Below are 17,010 nucleotides of genomic sequence, written 5' to 3'. Positions count from 1 at the left end.
ATTTAATGGTGCTAGTACCCAGATTTGAACTGGGGACCTCACCCTTACCAAGGGTGCGCTCTACCAACTGAGCCATACCAGCACTAAATTCTAATTAAAGTTTGTTTCAACAAACTTTTTATTGTTTTGAGATTCAAAATCTGAAAACAAGGAAATTGAAGCCTGGCGATGACCTACTCTCACATGGGGAGACCCCACACTACCATCGGCGCTATTACGTTTCACTACTGAGTTCGGCATGGGATCAGGTGGGTCCATAATGCTATGGTCGCCAAGCAAATTCGGGTTATTTACCGCCGTCAGGCGATAAATACAATCTGGGAAAATCTAACTAGCGTTTACAATATCGTTCAAACACGTCATTCAAGTGCTCATGGAGTCCGTAAAACCCCTTGGGTGTTGTATGGTTAAGCCTCACGGGCAATTAGTACAGGTTAGCTCAATGCCTCGCAGCACTTACACACCCTGCCTATCAACGTCGTAGTCTTCGACAACCCTTTAGAGACCTTAAAGGTCTAGAGATGACTCATCTTGAGGCTCGCTTCACGCTTAGATGCTTTCAGCGCTTATCGATTCCGAACGTAGCTACCGGGCAATGCGATTGGCATCACAACCCGAACACCAGCGGTTCGTCCACTCCGGTCCTCTCGTACTAGGAGCAGCCCCTCTCAATCATCTAACGCCCACGGCAGATAGGGACCGAACTGTCTCACGACGTTCTAAACCCAGCTCGCGTACCACTTTAAATGGCGAACAGCCATACCCTTGGGACCGACTTCAGCCCCAGGATGTGATGAGCCGACATCGAGGTGCCAAACACCGCCGTCGATATGAACTCTTGGGCGGTATCAGCCTGTTATCCCCGGAGTACCTTTTATCCGTTGAGCGATGGCCCTTCCATTCAGAACCACCGGATCACTATGACCTGCTTTCGCACCTGCTCGAATTGTCATTCTCGCAGTCAAGCGGGCTTATGCCATTGCACTAACCTCACGATGTCCGACCGTGATTAGCCCACCTTCGTGCTCCTCCGTTACTCTTTGGGAGGAGACCGCCCCAGTCAAACTACCCACCAGGCACTGTCCGCACCCCCGATAAGGGGGCGACGTTAGAACATCAAGCATACAAGGGTGGTATTTCAAGATTGCCTCCACCCCATCTAGCGACGAGGTTTCAAAGGCTCCCACCTATCCTACACATGTAGGGTCAATGTTCAGTGCCAAGCTGTAGTAAAGGTTCACGGGGTCTTTCCGTCTAGCCGCGGGTACACAGCATCTTCACTGCGATTTCAATTTCACTGAGTCTCGGGTGGAGACAGCGTGGCCATCATTACGCCATTCGTGCAGGTCGGAACTTACCCGACAAGGAATTTCGCTACCTTAGGACCGTTATAGTTACGGCCGCCGTTTACCGGGGCTTCGATCAAGAGCTTCGACCGAAGTCTAACCCCATCAATTAACCTTCCGGCACCGGGCAGGCGTCACACCGTATACGTCATCTTTCGATTTTGCACAGTGCTGTGTTTTTAATAAACAGTTGCAGCCACCTGGTATCTGCGACTCCCTACAGCTTAGAGAGCAAGTCTCATCACCGTGAGGAGCGTACCTTCTCCCGAAGTTACGGTACCATTTTGCCTAGTTCCTTCACCCGAGTTCTCTCAAGCGCCTTGGTATTCTCTACCTGATCACCTGTGTCGGTTTGGAGTACGATTACGTATAACCTATCGCTTAGAGGCTTTTCCCGGAAGCATGGCATCAATGACTTCATCACCGTAGTGACTCGACATCAGGTCTCAGCCTTAAGATAGTCCGGATTTGCCTAAACTATCAGCCTACACCCTTGAACTTGGACGACCGTCGCCAAGCCCACCTAGCCTTCTCCGTCCCCCCATCGCAGTTATAAGCAGTACAGGAATATTAACCTGTTTCCCATCGACTACGCCTTTCGGCCTCGCCTTAGGGGTCGACTTACCCTGCCCCGATTAACGTTGGACAGGAACCCTTGATCTTCCGGCGAGGGAGTTTTTCACTCCCTTTATCGTTACTCATGTCAGCATTCGCACTTCTGATACCTCCAGCAGCCCTTACAGACCACCTTCAACGGCTTACAGAACGCTCCCCTACCCAATATGACAAGTCATATTGCCGCAGCTTCGGTGTATAGCTTAGCCCCGTTAAATCTTCCGCGCAGGCCGACTCGACCAGTGAGCTATTACGCTTTCTTTAAATGATGGCTGCTTCTAAGCCAACATCCTGGCTGTCTGAGCCTTCCCACATCGTTTCCCACTTAGCTATAACTTTGGGACCTTAGCTGGCGGTCTGGGTTGTTTCCCTCTCCACGACGGACGTTAGCACCCGCCGTGTGTCTCCCGGATAGTACTTACTGGTATTCGGAGTTTGCAAAGGGTTGGTAAGTCGGGATGACCCCCTAGCCTTAACAGTGCTCTACCCCCAGTAGTATTCGTCCGAGGCGCTACCTAAATAGCTTTCGGGGAGAACCAGCTATCTCCAGGTTTGATTGGCCTTTCACCCCTAGCCACAAGTCATCCGCTAATTTTTCAACATTAGTCGGTTCGGTCCTCCAGTAAGTGTTACCTCACCTTCAACCTGCCCATGGCTAGATCACCTGGTTTCGGGTCTAATCCTAGCAACTATGACGCCCAGTTAAGACTCGGTTTCCCTACGGCTCCCCTAAACGGTTAACCTTGCTACTAAAATTAAGTCGCTGACCCATTATACAAAAGGTACGCAGTCACCCAACAAGTGGGCTCCTACTGCTTGTACGTACACGGTTTCAGGTTCTATTTCACTCCCCTCACAGGGGTTCTTTTCGCCTTTCCCTCACGGTACTGGTTCACTATCGGTCAGTCAGGAGTATTTAGCCTTGGAGGATGGTCCCCCCATGTTCAAACAGGATATCACGTGTCCCGTCCTACTCGTTTTCACTTGTAATGCGTTGTCGGTTACGGGGCTATCACCCTGTATCGCCAAGCTTTCCAGCTTGTTCACCTAACGCAAGACTAGCTTAAGGGCTAATCCGATTTCGCTCGCCGCTACTGTCGGAATCTCGGTTGATTTCTCTTCCTCGGGGTACTTAGATGTTTCAGTTCCCCCGGTTCGCCTCGTTACGCTATGTATTCACGTAACGATAACTGCTTATGCAGTTGGGTTTCCCCATTCGGAAATCCCAGTCTCAAGTGATTTTTACTATCTAAACTGGGCTTATCGCAAGTTAATACGTCCTTCATCGCCTCTGACTGCCAAGGCATCCACCGTGTACGCTTAGTCACTTAACCATACAACCCCAAGGGGTCTGTATGTTCAAACAACCAAGGTTGTGTATCTGATAAGGATACAAATTGGTTTTTCGCCGGACTCGTTATTTTCATTTCCACTTTTTAAAAAAGTGAAGACAAAAACCAAGACACTTGAATGTGTGTTGTTTTGAGAACTCGTATTTCTGATTCTAAATAAAGAAGCAAAAATACTATTGTAATTGAATCTAACGATTCAATTTACTAGTCAGCTTTCCAGATTGTTAAAGAGCATAACGCAAAAAGCGTTAATCAATAACTGGCGTTATTCATTAGCGCTTTCGCTATTTCTAAAACTATTTTACCAAGCAATCTGTGTGGACACTGCATTAAACAAGCAGTCTATCGTTAAGGAGGTGATCCAGCCCCAGGTTCCCCTAGGGCTACCTTGTTACGACTTCACCCCAGTCATGAACCACACCGTGGTAAACGCCCTCCCGAAGGTTAAGCTATCTACTTCTGGTGCAGCCCACTCCCATGGTGTGACGGGCGGTGTGTACAAGGCCCGGGAACGTATTCACCGTGGCATTCTGATCCACGATTACTAGCGATTCCGACTTCATGGAGTCGAGTTGCAGACTCCAATCCGGACTACGACGTACTTTCTGGGATTCGCTCACCATCGCTGGTTGGCAGCCCTCTGTATACGCCATTGTAGCACGTGTGTAGCCCTACTCGTAAGGGCCATGATGACTTGACGTCGTCCCCACCTTCCTCCGGTTTATCACCGGCAGTCTCCCTGGAGTTCCCACCATTATGTGCTGGCAAACAAGGATAAGGGTTGCGCTCGTTGCGGGACTTAACCCAACATTTCACAACACGAGCTGACGACAGCCATGCAGCACCTGTCTCAGAGTTCCCGAAGGCACTAAGCTATCTCTAGCGAATTCTCTGGATGTCAAGAGTAGGTAAGGTTCTTCGCGTTGCATCGAATTAAACCACATGCTCCACCGCTTGTGCGGGCCCCCGTCAATTCATTTGAGTTTTAATCTTGCGACCGTACTCCCCAGGCGGTCTACTTAACGCGTTAGCTCCGAAAGCCAGTGTTCAAGACACCAACCTCCAAGTAGACATCGTTTACGGCGTGGACTACCAGGGTATCTAATCCTGTTTGCTCCCCACGCTTTCGCATCTGAGCGTCAGTCTTTGTCCAGGGGGCCGCCTTCGCCACCGGTATTCCTTCAGATCTCTACGCATTTCACCGCTACACCTGAAATTCTACCCCCCTCTACAAGACTCTAGTCTGCCAGTTCAAAATGCTGTTCCGAGGTTGAGCCCCGGGCTTTCACATCTTGCTTAACAGACCGCCTGCATGCGCTTTACGCCCAGTAATTCCGATTAACGCTCGCACCCTCCGTATTACCGCGGCTGCTGGCACGGAGTTAGCCGGTGCTTCTTCTGCAGCTAACGTCAAATGATAGCGCTATTAACACTACCACCTTCCTCACTGCTGAAAGTACTTTACAACCCGAAGGCCTTCTTCATACACGCGGCATGGCTGCATCAGGGTTTCCCCCATTGTGCAATATTCCCCACTGCTGCCTCCCGTAGGAGTCTGGACCGTGTCTCAGTTCCAGTGTGGCTGATCATCCTCTCAGACCAGCTAGGGATCGTCGCCTTGGTGAGCCTTTACCCCACCAACTAGCTAATCCCACCTGGGCTAATCTTGACGCGAGAGGTCCGAAGATCCCCCTCTTTGGCCCGTAGGCATTATGCGGTATTAGCTATCGTTTCCAATAGTTATCCCCCACATCAAGGCATATTCCCAGGCATTACTCACCCGTCCGCCGCTCGTCAGCGAAGTAGCAAGCTACTTCCTGTTACCGCTCGACTTGCATGTGTTAGGCCTGCCGCCAGCGTTCAATCTGAGCCATGATCAAACTCTTCAATTAAAGTTTTGTTGGTCTTGCGACCGGCTCAATGAATACTGATTGAACATCGATAACTAGAAGCTAGTCATGATATTCGAATTGACTGTGCCAAATAATAAGTAAACTTGTTATTTGTATTGGTCACTCAGTTCATTGATATAATCTTTTTTGACTATTCATTTCACGAGTGCCCACACAGATTGCATGGTCAAATTGTTAAAGAACGTTGACTTTCAATAACTTAGCGTTAAACGCTTCAGCAAGTCAGGACGCGTATAATACGCTTCTTGATTTTTAAGTCAAGATAAAATTTTCATCTTTTTAATCATTCGATTAAAACATAAAAACCTTATGTTGACTCCGCTCACACCACGTGGCGCTAGAGCGAAATAAAAGCCCGTTGTTGCCAACGGGCTCTCAAATTTGAAGCCTGGCGATGACCTACTCTCACATGGGGAGACCCCACACTACCATCGGCGCTATTACGTTTCACTACTGAGTTCGGCATGGGATCAGGTGGGTCCATAATGCTATGGTCGCCAAGCAAATTCGGGTTATTTACCGCCGTCAGGCGATAAATACAATCTGGGAAAATCTAACTAGTGTTTACAATATCGTTCAAACACGTCATTCAAGTGCTCATGGAGTCCGTAAAACCCCTTGGGTGTTGTATGGTTAAGCCTCACGGGCAATTAGTACAGGTTAGCTCAATGCCTCGCAGCACTTACACACCCTGCCTATCAACGTCGTAGTCTTCGACAACCCTTTAGAGACCTTAAAGGTCTAGAGATGACTCATCTTGAGGCTCGCTTCGCGCTTAGATGCTTTCAGCGCTTATCGATTCCGAACGTAGCTACCGGGCAATGCGATTGGCATCACAACCCGAACACCAGCGGTTCGTCCACTCCGGTCCTCTCGTACTAGGAGCAGCCCCTCTCAATCATCTAACGCCCACGGCAGATAGGGACCGAACTGTCTCACGACGTTCTAAACCCAGCTCGCGTACCACTTTAAATGGCGAACAGCCATACCCTTGGGACCGACTTCAGCCCCAGGATGTGATGAGCCGACATCGAGGTGCCAAACACCGCCGTCGATATGAACTCTTGGGCGGTATCAGCCTGTTATCCCCGGAGTACCTTTTATCCGTTGAGCGATGGCCCTTCCATTCAGAACCACCGGATCACTATGACCTGCTTTCGCACCTGCTCGAATTGTCATTCTCGCAGTCAAGCGGGCTTATGCCATTGCACTAACCTCACGATGTCCGACCGTGATTAGCCCACCTTCGTGCTCCTCCGTTACTCTTTGGGAGGAGACCGCCCCAGTCAAACTACCCACCAGGCACTGTCCGCACCCCCGATAAGGGGGCGACGTTAGAACATCAAGCATACAAGGGTGGTATTTCAAGATTGCCTCCACCCCATCTAGCGACGAGGTTTCAAAGGCTCCCACCTATCCTACACATGTAGGGTCAATGTTCAGTGCCAAGCTGTAGTAAAGGTTCACGGGGTCTTTCCGTCTAGCCGCGGGTACACAGCATCTTCACTGCGATTTCAATTTCACTGAGTCTCGGGTGGAGACAGCGTGGCCATCATTACGCCATTCGTGCAGGTCGGAACTTACCCGACAAGGAATTTCGCTACCTTAGGACCGTTATAGTTACGGCCGCCGTTTACCGGGGCTTCGATCAAGAGCTTCGACCGAAGTCTAACCCCATCAATTAACCTTCCGGCACCGGGCAGGCGTCACACCGTATACGTCATCTTTCGATTTTGCACAGTGCTGTGTTTTTAATAAACAGTTGCAGCCACCTGGTATCTGCGACTCCCTACAGCTTAGAGAGCAAGTCTCATCACCGTGAGGAGCGTACCTTCTCCCGAAGTTACGGTACCATTTTGCCTAGTTCCTTCACCCGAGTTCTCTCAAGCGCCTTGGTATTCTCTACCTGATCACCTGTGTCGGTTTGGAGTACGATTACGTATAACCTATCGCTTAGAGGCTTTTCCCGGAAGCATGGCATCAATGACTTCATCACCGTAGTGACTCGACATCAGGTCTCAGCCTTAAGATAGTCCGGATTTGCCTAAACTATCAGCCTACACCCTTGAACTTGGACGACCGTCGCCAAGCCCACCTAGCCTTCTCCGTCCCCCCATCGCAGTTATAAGCAGTACAGGAATATTAACCTGTTTCCCATCGACTACGCCTTTCGGCCTCGCCTTAGGGGTCGACTTACCCTGCCCCGATTAACGTTGGACAGGAACCCTTGATCTTCCGGCGAGGGAGTTTTTCACTCCCTTTATCGTTACTCATGTCAGCATTCGCACTTCTGATACCTCCAGCAGCCCTTACAGACCACCTTCAACGGCTTACAGAACGCTCCCCTACCCAATATGACAAGTCATATTGCCGCAGCTTCGGTGTATAGCTTAGCCCCGTTAAATCTTCCGCGCAGGCCGACTCGACCAGTGAGCTATTACGCTTTCTTTAAATGATGGCTGCTTCTAAGCCAACATCCTGGCTGTCTGAGCCTTCCCACATCGTTTCCCACTTAGCTATAACTTTGGGACCTTAGCTGGCGGTCTGGGTTGTTTCCCTCTCCACGACGGACGTTAGCACCCGCCGTGTGTCTCCCGGATAGTACTTACTGGTATTCGGAGTTTGCAAAGGGTTGGTAAGTCGGGATGACCCCCTAGCCTTAACAGTGCTCTACCCCCAGTAGTATTCGTCCGAGGCGCTACCTAAATAGCTTTCGGGGAGAACCAGCTATCTCCAGGTTTGATTGGCCTTTCACCCCTAGCCACAAGTCATCCGCTAATTTTTCAACATTAGTCGGTTCGGTCCTCCAGTAAGTGTTACCTCACCTTCAACCTGCCCATGGCTAGATCACCTGGTTTCGGGTCTAATCCTAGCAACTATGACGCCCAGTTAAGACTCGGTTTCCCTACGGCTCCCCTAAACGGTTAACCTTGCTACTAAAATTAAGTCGCTGACCCATTATACAAAAGGTACGCAGTCACCCAACAAGTGGGCTCCTACTGCTTGTACGTACACGGTTTCAGGTTCTATTTCACTCCCCTCACAGGGGTTCTTTTCGCCTTTCCCTCACGGTACTGGTTCACTATCGGTCAGTCAGGAGTATTTAGCCTTGGAGGATGGTCCCCCCATGTTCAAACAGGATATCACGTGTCCCGTCCTACTCGTTTTCACTCGTAATGCGCTGTCGGTTACGGGGCTATCACCCTGTATCGCCAAGCTTTCCAGCTTGTTCACCTAACGCAAGACTAGCTTAAGGGCTAATCCGATTTCGCTCGCCGCTACTGTCGGAATCTCGGTTGATTTCTCTTCCTCGGGGTACTTAGATGTTTCAGTTCCCCCGGTTCGCCTCGTTACGCTATGTATTCACGTCACGATAACTGCTTATGCAGTTGGGTTTCCCCATTCGGAAATCCCAGTCTCAAGTGATTTTTACTATCTAAACTGGGCTTATCGCAAGTTAATACGTCCTTCATCGCCTCTGACTGCCAAGGCATCCACCGTGTACGCTTAGTCACTTAACCATACAACCCCAAGAGGTCTGTATGTTCAAACAACCAAGGTTATGTATCTGATAAGGACACAAATTGGTTTTTCGCCGGACTCGTTATTTTCATTTCCACTTTTTTAAAAAGTGAAGACAAAAACCAAGACACTTGAATGTGTGTTGTTTTGAGAACTCGTATTTCTGATTCTAAATAAAGAAGCAAAAATACTATTGTAATTGAATCGATTGATTCAATTTACTAGTCAGCTTTCCAGATTGTTAAAGAGCATGTGTTTATCCGAAGATATCCACTTTCTAATCACACTCTTGCGAATGTCTTTAGAAAGTGGCGTCCCATAGGGGAGTCGAACCCCTGTTACCGCCGTGAAAGGGCGGTGTCCTAGGCCTCTAGACGAATGGGACTAAGTACTTCCTAGAAAAATCACTTTATGATTTTTCACTCTTTTACATTTTAACCAAGCAATCTGTGTGGACACTGCATTAAACAAGCAGTCTATCGTTAAGGAGGTGATCCAGCCCCAGGTTCCCCTAGGGCTACCTTGTTACGACTTCACCCCAGTCATGAACCACACCGTGGTAAACGCCCTCCCGAAGGTTAAGCTATCTACTTCTGGTGCAGCCCACTCCCATGGTGTGACGGGCGGTGTGTACAAGGCCCGGGAACGTATTCACCGTGGCATTCTGATCCACGATTACTAGCGATTCCGACTTCATGGAGTCGAGTTGCAGACTCCAATCCGGACTACGACGTACTTTCTGGGATTCGCTCACCATCGCTGGTTGGCAGCCCTCTGTATACGCCATTGTAGCACGTGTGTAGCCCTACTCGTAAGGGCCATGATGACTTGACGTCGTCCCCACCTTCCTCCGGTTTATCACCGGCAGTCTCCCTGGAGTTCCCACCATTATGTGCTGGCAAACAAGGATAAGGGTTGCGCTCGTTGCGGGACTTAACCCAACATTTCACAACACGAGCTGACGACAGCCATGCAGCACCTGTCTCAGAGTTCCCGAAGGCACTAAGCTATCTCTAGCGAATTCTCTGGATGTCAAGAGTAGGTAAGGTTCTTCGCGTTGCATCGAATTAAACCACATGCTCCACCGCTTGTGCGGGCCCCCGTCAATTCATTTGAGTTTTAATCTTGCGACCGTACTCCCCAGGCGGTCTACTTAACGCGTTAGCTCCGAAAGCCAGTGTTCAAGACACCAACCTCCAAGTAGACATCGTTTACGGCGTGGACTACCAGGGTATCTAATCCTGTTTGCTCCCCACGCTTTCGCATCTGAGCGTCAGTCTTTGTCCAGGGGGCCGCCTTCGCCACCGGTATTCCTTCAGATCTCTACGCATTTCACCGCTACACCTGAAATTCTACCCCCCTCTACAAGACTCTAGTCTGCCAGTTCAAAATGCTGTTCCGAGGTTGAGCCCCGGGCTTTCACATCTTGCTTAACAGACCGCCTGCATGCGCTTTACGCCCAGTAATTCCGATTAACGCTCGCACCCTCCGTATTACCGCGGCTGCTGGCACGGAGTTAGCCGGTGCTTCTTCTGCAGCTAACGTCAAATGATAGCGCTATTAACACTACCACCTTCCTCACTGCTGAAAGTACTTTACAACCCGAAGGCCTTCTTCATACACGCGGCATGGCTGCATCAGGGTTTCCCCCATTGTGCAATATTCCCCACTGCTGCCTCCCGTAGGAGTCTGGACCGTGTCTCAGTTCCAGTGTGGCTGATCATCCTCTCAGACCAGCTAGGGATCGTCGCCTTGGTGAGCCTTTACCCCACCAACTAGCTAATCCCACCTGGGCTAATCTTGACGCGAGAGGTCCGAAGATCCCCCTCTTTGGCCCGTAGGCATTATGCGGTATTAGCTATCGTTTCCAATAGTTATCCCCCACATCAAGGCATATTCCCAGGCATTACTCACCCGTCCGCCGCTCGTCAGCGAAGTAGCAAGCTACTTCCTGTTACCGCTCGACTTGCATGTGTTAGGCCTGCCGCCAGCGTTCAATCTGAGCCATGATCAAACTCTTCAATTAAAGTTTTGTTGGTCTTGCGACCGGCTCAATGAATACTGATTGAACATCGATAACTAGAAGCTAGTTATGATATTCGAATTGACTGTGCCAAATAATAAGTAAACTTGTTATTTGTATTGGTCACTCAGTTCATTGATATAATCTTTTTTGACTATTCATTTCACGAGTGCCCACACAGATTGCATGGTCAAATTGTTAAAGAACAATTCCTCATTTGCTTTCGCTCTGAGGAGGTGCGCCATTCTAAAGAAACGAATCAAAGTGTCAAACACTTTTTTAAACTTTCTTTTGAGGCTTTCACCACACTAACTCGTTGCTCGCTAAACCTGTTTGGTAAGCTGCTCTCCGTGTCAGTGAGGCGGCATTATAGAGACTTACTTTCACCTGACAAGCATAAATTAAAAAAAAACGACCAAGCGGACAGATAATAGCCACCAGCCTTTATTTTGCTCTTTTAAGCATCAACACACGAAGTATGTCCCCCCCCATAGCGCGTAAATGTCGGCGGCTAGGCTGGGTGCAGTAAGCCAGTGTTTGTTGAAAAAAAGCCAATATATAAGCGTGCTGACTACGATTATACTCTGCAATCCCCAAGATCCAGCGACTATAGCCCGCAATCAAGGCTGAAGGATGACGCTTTATCGCGTCGGTATGCCGCCATAGAATGGCCTTCATCGCTTTAAGCCGAGCTTGTTGATCTCTGCTAATCGCACCAATACGATCTGACACATAATGACAAAGCTCTCGATTAACAATGCCAACCGATCCTTGTTGCGCCAATTTCAACCATAAATCCCAATCAGATGCCGAACGCAGCTTCTCATCAAAGCCCCCTACGGCCATCAGTGCTGCTTTATTGGCAATAACAGTACTTGTTCCCACAACATTCTCTGCAAATATAAGGGGAAACAATGTCTCTTCAATGCGGTGCGGCTCTTTCTGATTAATGAATACATTAAAACGCGGCCAGAAATCAAAGCAGCCTATAATTTTTGTACCTTGCGCTGTGACATGTTGGTAGTCACTAAAACTGAAGGTTATCTCTGGGCATAATTGATGCAATACTAATTGATGTTGTAATTTGGCTTCCATCCAATAATCATCGGCATCCAGAAAGGCAATGAGTTCATACATACAATGAGTGATCGCTAAATTCCTTGCAGCTGAAGCTCCGATACGATGACTATGTATGACTTTAATATCCTCTTGCGTTAACAACCATTCTCTCGAACCATCTGTCGAGCCATCATCAACAACAATAATCTCAGTTTTCATCCCTTGAATTCGAATACTGTCAATGGCCCGAGGTAATGACGATAAACAGTTGTAGTTAGGAATAACCACACTTACGCCAATTTCGTTCTTCATACCAACTTCCCCACTTACGTCATAAGTATCTCCAACCTTATGCAATCTATAAGCCAGCAGACTAATGGCATCAAACTTGTATTTCACTCATAACAGATACGCTTTTCACATAATGTCGTTAGCAAAGCCAGTGTGTGCTTTTTCACAACAAGGCCTATTCCTCATCTTGAGGCTCAACTTGCAACGCTAACTGCATTATGCGACTCACTCAGCATCAGGCCAGCGCAATGAATGCACCTTTAACTGTATTAATTTATGGCATAGCCTTAATCACAAGTAAGTTGGTTGGCTTACTCTTACAGCCTTGGGTTACCCAATGGTTAGGCACAACAGAATATGGTCGATTAGATGTATTAATTACATTAATCACCTGCCTATCTTTAATCGTAACTTTTGGTATCCCAGATGCGATCTGTCGCTTTGCTCATGACAGCGCCATAAAAAGAGATGAATTATTAAGTGGCGCTTTAGGTCTATTGCTGCTTATCTGCTGCGGCTGTTCACTTCTATTCATGACAAATATCGCAACTATCCAACACTGGTTACCAGGCTCACCACCACTGTTATCTCTTTATTGCTTATTGGCTAATTTATGTTTGAATGCGATTTGTACTGTCCCTTTAACTAAGTTACGCCTCACCCACCAGCCCAAGCAATTTGTAACTGCATTACTGCTCTTCTCTTTTAGCCAAGCTATATTGATAGTGTTTTTGGCACCACGCTACGGTATCAACGGCATTATGGCTGCTGGACTTATAAGTCAATTTATCCAACTCATCTACCTTTCCCCTCATTTACCTCACCCTAAGCTCTATCATTTAAAACGCCTAATACGCTACGGACGAGCAATCACCTTGGCTGGTCTATTGGCTTTTATGACATTAGGTATTGAGCGTTGGGCAATAGCCGATATGCTCAGCTTGGCTGAATTAGCCACTTATGCGATTGCAATGCAGTGGGCCATGGCGGCAAGTCTTTTACTTGAACCTTTTGGCTTATGGTGGTTTCCGAAGCGATTCAGCTTTATCAATAGCTCAACAGGGATAACTCATGCGGCACTCATCAGTATCAGCGCTTGCCAATTAAGCACTCTGATTGCAGCTGGGGTCATCACTATAGGTCCAGTGTTCCTTACGTATTGGCTTCCCAATGATTTTCATGCCAGCGCTGATATTTTACCGATACTGGCCACTATGATGATGTTTAAACAGGCATCAACTTACTTAAACATGGGGTGTTATCAACAAGAGGATGGACGAAGTGTCCTATTGATTAATGTGATAAGCGCTATCGTTGCTGTCACTATCATTTTTTTGATATTACCTATTTGGGGACTATCCGCCTTATTAATTGGAGGGGTCAGCACCCAATGGCTTCGACTCGTTCTCTTTTATACATGGAGCCAAAGACTATTACCGCTCCCCTACCCAAAAATGCGCTTACTCATTAGCTATCTCTTCATTGCATTACTGCTTATTGCTCATTACTGGGGCTCATTCAGTATCAAGTGTCTAATCGCACTTATGCTCATGTCATCTGTTCTTTGGCCATGGCGAATGGCGTTATGGCAACAAACTCAAGTCATGAGACGCTCATGGCTATCGTAAAGCAGCAATTACTCGCTTTCATTTGCAGCCTCTTGTTCGTACTCGCTTGGTACAAACAAGGTAATATCGCGCTCGTCGCAGGGGTATTGTTTGTCTTACCCTTTGTAATAAACCAAGCCTTTTGGGTGTGCTTAGGGTTTATCATCTTTTCATACTTTCGGATTCACGAAGCCTTCCCTGTACTGATGCCTTTCAAAATCCCTCAGCTGCTCGCATTGGCAAGTTTAGCAGGGCTATTTTGGCAGCTTTGGCTTAGTCGCGACAAACTCGAATGGCACCCTCTGCAAACCTACCTTGTCCTCTTTAGTTGCTGGGTCTTGGTATGTTGCTTCTTGGCCACCAACCGCGCCGAAGCCTTTGCCAACTTCAATGGTAATTTTATCAAGATTCTTATCATGGTTTTTGCCATCGCTTGGCTTCCTACCCAATTAAGCCAACTTAAGATTGTGCCTTTTTTCTTACTCATCAGTGGGCTTGCGATTGCTGTGCTCGCCATTATGAATAAAGCCAATGGCATAGGTTTAGTAGAAGGTACCCGTGTCACGATTAGCCGAGATATCGGCTCAATGCTCGGCGACCCCAATGATCTCGCGTTAGTTTTACAATTTCCTGTCGCCTTCGCGCTCGCTTATACCTTCAATGGAAAAGTCTGGCTACGCGTATGTTGTGCAGTGATTCTTGTCATCTTAATCATGGGGGTAATTGCGACACAAAGCCGTGGCGGATTACTCGGTATCGGCTGCGGTATATTTACGATTCTCGTACTCAAAAGCCGATCGTTTGTTTTACCCACGATCATCACGGCAATAGGGGGGATCGCACTTATCGCACTTGCAGGCATAAGCGATCGTGCATCTGGCGGTGCGGCAGAGTCGGGGGTTGATGAATCAGCTATGGGACGGATTTATGCTTGGCAGGCGGCATGGCGAATGGCACTTAATCATCCGTTCTCAGGTGTCGGGCTTGATAACTTCTATTTTAATTACTACCTCTACTCACCGCATTGGGACGGTAAGAACCATGCCGTACACAGTACCTGGCTCCAAATACTGTCTGAAACAGGTTTTGTCGGGTTGGTACTATTCCTGCTTGTGGTAATTGGTGCCCTAAGGTTGAGCTATCAGCTACTGCAAAGTTTATCTCTGCACTACATGGCTCCCTTCGCACAAGGGTTATGGCTGGGGCTGTTGTCATTCTCTGTCGGTGGTACCTTTCTGACTCAAGGTACAACTTGGCCCCTTTATATTTTGATTGCCTTGTTACTTGCACTACACCGGCTGACAAGGAAAGTTTAATGATAAAAGGAGAGCACACTATGCGTGCATTACTTAAACAACACTTAACGCCAGTTCAACTCTCCAAATTAAAACACAGTGCTCGTACTTTTCGTGGTTATGCTTTCCCTGTGATCCCATTTTTTCACGCGAGCCTCTACCAATGTCACCTCACCCTCAAAAACCTATTTGCTTGGTGCTTACAAAAAGGCTATTACACACCACTTTTCCTATCACAGGTGCACGCTCGCCCAGCACAGCTGCAACTGTACTCAGGAATGCCACAGATCTTAGGACAATTACGTATCAGTCTTGGCGATGACTGCCGTATCTCTGGGATCTCAACCCTATGCGGCCGAGTCTGGGGGCATGAAACGCCAGAACTCATCATAGGTAAAAATGTCGATATTGGTTGGCAAAACACCTTGGCCGTAGGCCGAAAGATTCAGATAGATGACAATGTTCGCCTTGCTGGAAAAGTCTTTCTTGCTGGATTTCCAGGTCACCCACTCAACCCTTATGATCGCGCAGCAGGCGAGCCTGATTTATCCCACCAAGTGGGTGATATCCATTTGTGCCGTAATGTCTGGTTAGGCACAGGCGTCATGGTGATGGCGGGGGTGACCATTGGGGAAAACAGTATCATTGCCGCAGGAAGTGTTGTCACAAAGGATATTCCCTCCGGGGTACTGGCGGGCGGTAATCCAGCTCGTATCATCAAACAGTTGGAGTATTAATGATGGAGTTTCTTGTTTTTGGTGAAGACTGGGGGCGCCACCCATCCAGCAGCCAGCACATTATGTCGCAACTCATGCACGCCTACCCTGTGACTTGGGTTAACTCAATAGGGCTACGCCAGCCCCGCCTTAACTACCGTGACATCATGCGAATAAAAGAAAAGCTCTTCGCCAAGTTCACCGCCGCCAAACCCAATACACCTTCAACCGTTAACACGACAGAAAACCACCAGCAGGCAGACCGACAACCAACCCAAATCATTCAACCCTTAGTTTGGCCACTGGCGCAGCATACTGGATTAAAACTATTAAATAGATTGAGTCTACAGCGGCAGCTGCCTGAAAAGCGTTATCAACGAATTATCTGGACAGCGCTGCCAAGCGCTATCGATCTCTTCTCTATCTGTGAGAGTGACTTAGTCATTTATTACTGTGGCGATGATTTTTCAGCATTAGCAGGAGTAGATCACCAAGCCACTGCCGCAGCCGAACAACGCTTGATGTTTCGCGCCGATTTGGTTTTTGCTTGCAGCCCGATGCTACAAGCAAAATTGCAGCAACTGAACCCGAATAACCCCGTTATCTTGCTGCCACATGGTGTTTCAATTTCGCAATTTGCGACGCCTCAACCCGCTCCTGCCAATATTCACCTTCAGCAAACAAGCATTGGCTTCTACGGCAGCATTGATCAATGGTTAGATCAAGAATTACTCAAGGAACTCGCCATACAGCGCCCGCTAATTAACTTCTACTTACTCGGCCCCATTAATACGGATATTTCAACACTGGCTGATACTAACAATATCCACTTACTCCCCGCGCAACCGCATAAACAGCTTGCACGCTATCTACAACACTGGGATATGGCAATCCTACCCTTTAAAAACACACCGCAGATCCAGGCATGCAACCCCTTAAAATTAAGAGAGTATTTAGCCGCGGGTTGCCCTACTATCAGCAGCGACTTTCCTGCCACACAACCTTATCGCTCTGCTATTCAAACAGCCACCACCACCGAGCAATGGTTACAGGCTATTGACCACTACAGCCATTGGGGGCAAACCGAGCGCCAACACTACCAAACACGTACGCGCCAACTGATAGAAACTGAAACATGGCAAGTCAGGGCGAAAGAAGTGACAGATCGCATATCTCATCAGCTAAAACACAAAGTAAGCTAATCACACTACAACACGGCACTTTTTTTGCTACTACTGAGAGAAGGATATTCGAATAAACAAAGGATCAAG

Annotated in this window: 5 protein-coding genes, 2 tRNA genes and 6 rRNA genes; 4 read left to right on the top strand and 9 right to left on the bottom strand. The window is 48.1% G+C overall.

Translation table 11 applies throughout. The annotated features are described in order from the left end of the window. Positions 1–6 precede the first annotated feature (6 nt). The 9 genes from OCU77_RS01615 to OCU77_RS01575 all read right to left on the bottom strand — a co-directional run bounded on the left by OCU77_RS01615 (position 7) and on the right by OCU77_RS01575 (position 12,142). A tRNA-Thr gene (locus OCU77_RS01615) sits at positions 7–82 on the bottom strand. Positions 83–160: 78 nt separating this feature from the next. Next, positions 161–276 (bottom strand): 5S ribosomal RNA (gene rrf, locus OCU77_RS01610). 127 nt (positions 277–403) lie between these two features. Continuing rightward, a 23S ribosomal RNA gene (locus OCU77_RS01605) occupies positions 404–3,295 on the bottom strand. Positions 3,296–3,662: 367 nt separating this feature from the next. Continuing rightward, positions 3,663–5,205, bottom strand: a 16S ribosomal RNA gene (locus OCU77_RS01600). A gap of 407 nt (positions 5,206–5,612) precedes the next feature. Then, a 5S ribosomal RNA gene (rrf, locus tag OCU77_RS01595) occupies positions 5,613–5,728 on the bottom strand. Positions 5,729–5,855: 127 nt separating this feature from the next. Continuing rightward, positions 5,856–8,747 (bottom strand): 23S ribosomal RNA (locus OCU77_RS01590). Positions 8,748–9,057: 310 nt separating this feature from the next. Next, positions 9,058–9,133: transfer RNA gene (locus OCU77_RS01585), tRNA-Glu, on the bottom strand. A gap of 98 nt (positions 9,134–9,231) precedes the next feature. After that, positions 9,232–10,774 (bottom strand): 16S ribosomal RNA (locus OCU77_RS01580). The 16S, 23S and 5S rRNA genes sit together here with 2 tRNA genes alongside, the layout of an rRNA operon. Before the next feature lie 441 nt (positions 10,775–11,215). Beyond that, the gene (locus OCU77_RS01575; RefSeq protein ID WP_048900875.1) at positions 11,216–12,142 is read right to left on the bottom strand and encodes a glycosyltransferase family 2 protein; all 927 of its coding nucleotides are present in this window, start codon (positions 12,140–12,142) and stop codon (positions 11,216–11,218) included. A 227-nt stretch (positions 12,143–12,369) separates the two neighbouring features. Here OCU77_RS01575 and OCU77_RS01570 point away from each other — a divergent pair, with 227 nt between their 5' ends. From OCU77_RS01570 to OCU77_RS01555, 4 genes are read left to right on the top strand one after another with little or no spacing between them, the layout of a single operon-like run. Continuing rightward, entirely contained in the window at positions 12,370–13,749 is a 1,380-nt protein-coding gene (locus OCU77_RS01570) for a lipopolysaccharide biosynthesis protein (protein WP_048900874.1), read from the top strand. Then, positions 13,737–15,044 (top strand): O-antigen ligase family protein, encoded by a 1,308-nt coding sequence (locus tag OCU77_RS01565; protein ID WP_048900873.1) that lies wholly within the window; start codon positions 13,737–13,739, stop codon positions 15,042–15,044. Before OCU77_RS01570 ends, OCU77_RS01565 begins: the two co-directional genes overlap by 13 nt. Continuing rightward, on the top strand, positions 15,044–15,760 hold the full coding sequence (locus OCU77_RS01560) for an acyltransferase (RefSeq protein WP_048900872.1): 717 nt from the start codon (positions 15,044–15,046) through the stop codon (positions 15,758–15,760). The genes OCU77_RS01565 and OCU77_RS01560 overlap by 1 nt, the downstream gene beginning before the upstream one ends. Further along, positions 15,760–16,941 carry a glycosyltransferase family protein gene (locus OCU77_RS01555; protein ID WP_239686087.1) on the top strand — a complete coding sequence of 394 codons (1,182 nt, stop codon included), beginning with the start codon at positions 15,760–15,762 and terminating at the stop codon, positions 16,939–16,941. Before OCU77_RS01560 ends, OCU77_RS01555 begins: the two co-directional genes overlap by 1 nt. Positions 16,942–17,010 lie beyond the last annotated feature (69 nt).

Origin of the sequence: Photobacterium swingsii (assembly GCF_024346715.1) — a bacterium.
In the GTDB taxonomy this organism is placed as follows: Bacteria; Pseudomonadota; Gammaproteobacteria; order Enterobacterales; family Vibrionaceae; genus Photobacterium; species Photobacterium swingsii.
Note: the sequence above shows the minus strand (reverse complement) of the source record. Positions and strands in the feature narration are given on the sequence as shown.

Excerpts from the sequence above, each read along its gene's own strand:
- OCU77_RS01575 (WP_048900875.1), bottom strand. The coding sequence starts at position 12,142 with ATGAAGAACGAAATTGGCGTAAGTGTGGTTATTCCTAACTACAACTGT.
- OCU77_RS01570 (WP_048900874.1), top strand. The coding sequence starts at position 12,370 with ATGAATGCACCTTTAACTGTATTAATTTATGGCATAGCCTTAATCACA.
- OCU77_RS01565 (WP_048900873.1), top strand. The coding sequence starts at position 13,737 with ATGGCTATCGTAAAGCAGCAATTACTCGCTTTCATTTGCAGCCTCTTG.
- OCU77_RS01560 (WP_048900872.1), top strand. The coding sequence starts at position 15,044 with ATGATAAAAGGAGAGCACACTATGCGTGCATTACTTAAACAACACTTA.
- OCU77_RS01555 (WP_239686087.1), top strand. The coding sequence starts at position 15,760 with ATGATGGAGTTTCTTGTTTTTGGTGAAGACTGGGGGCGCCACCCATCC.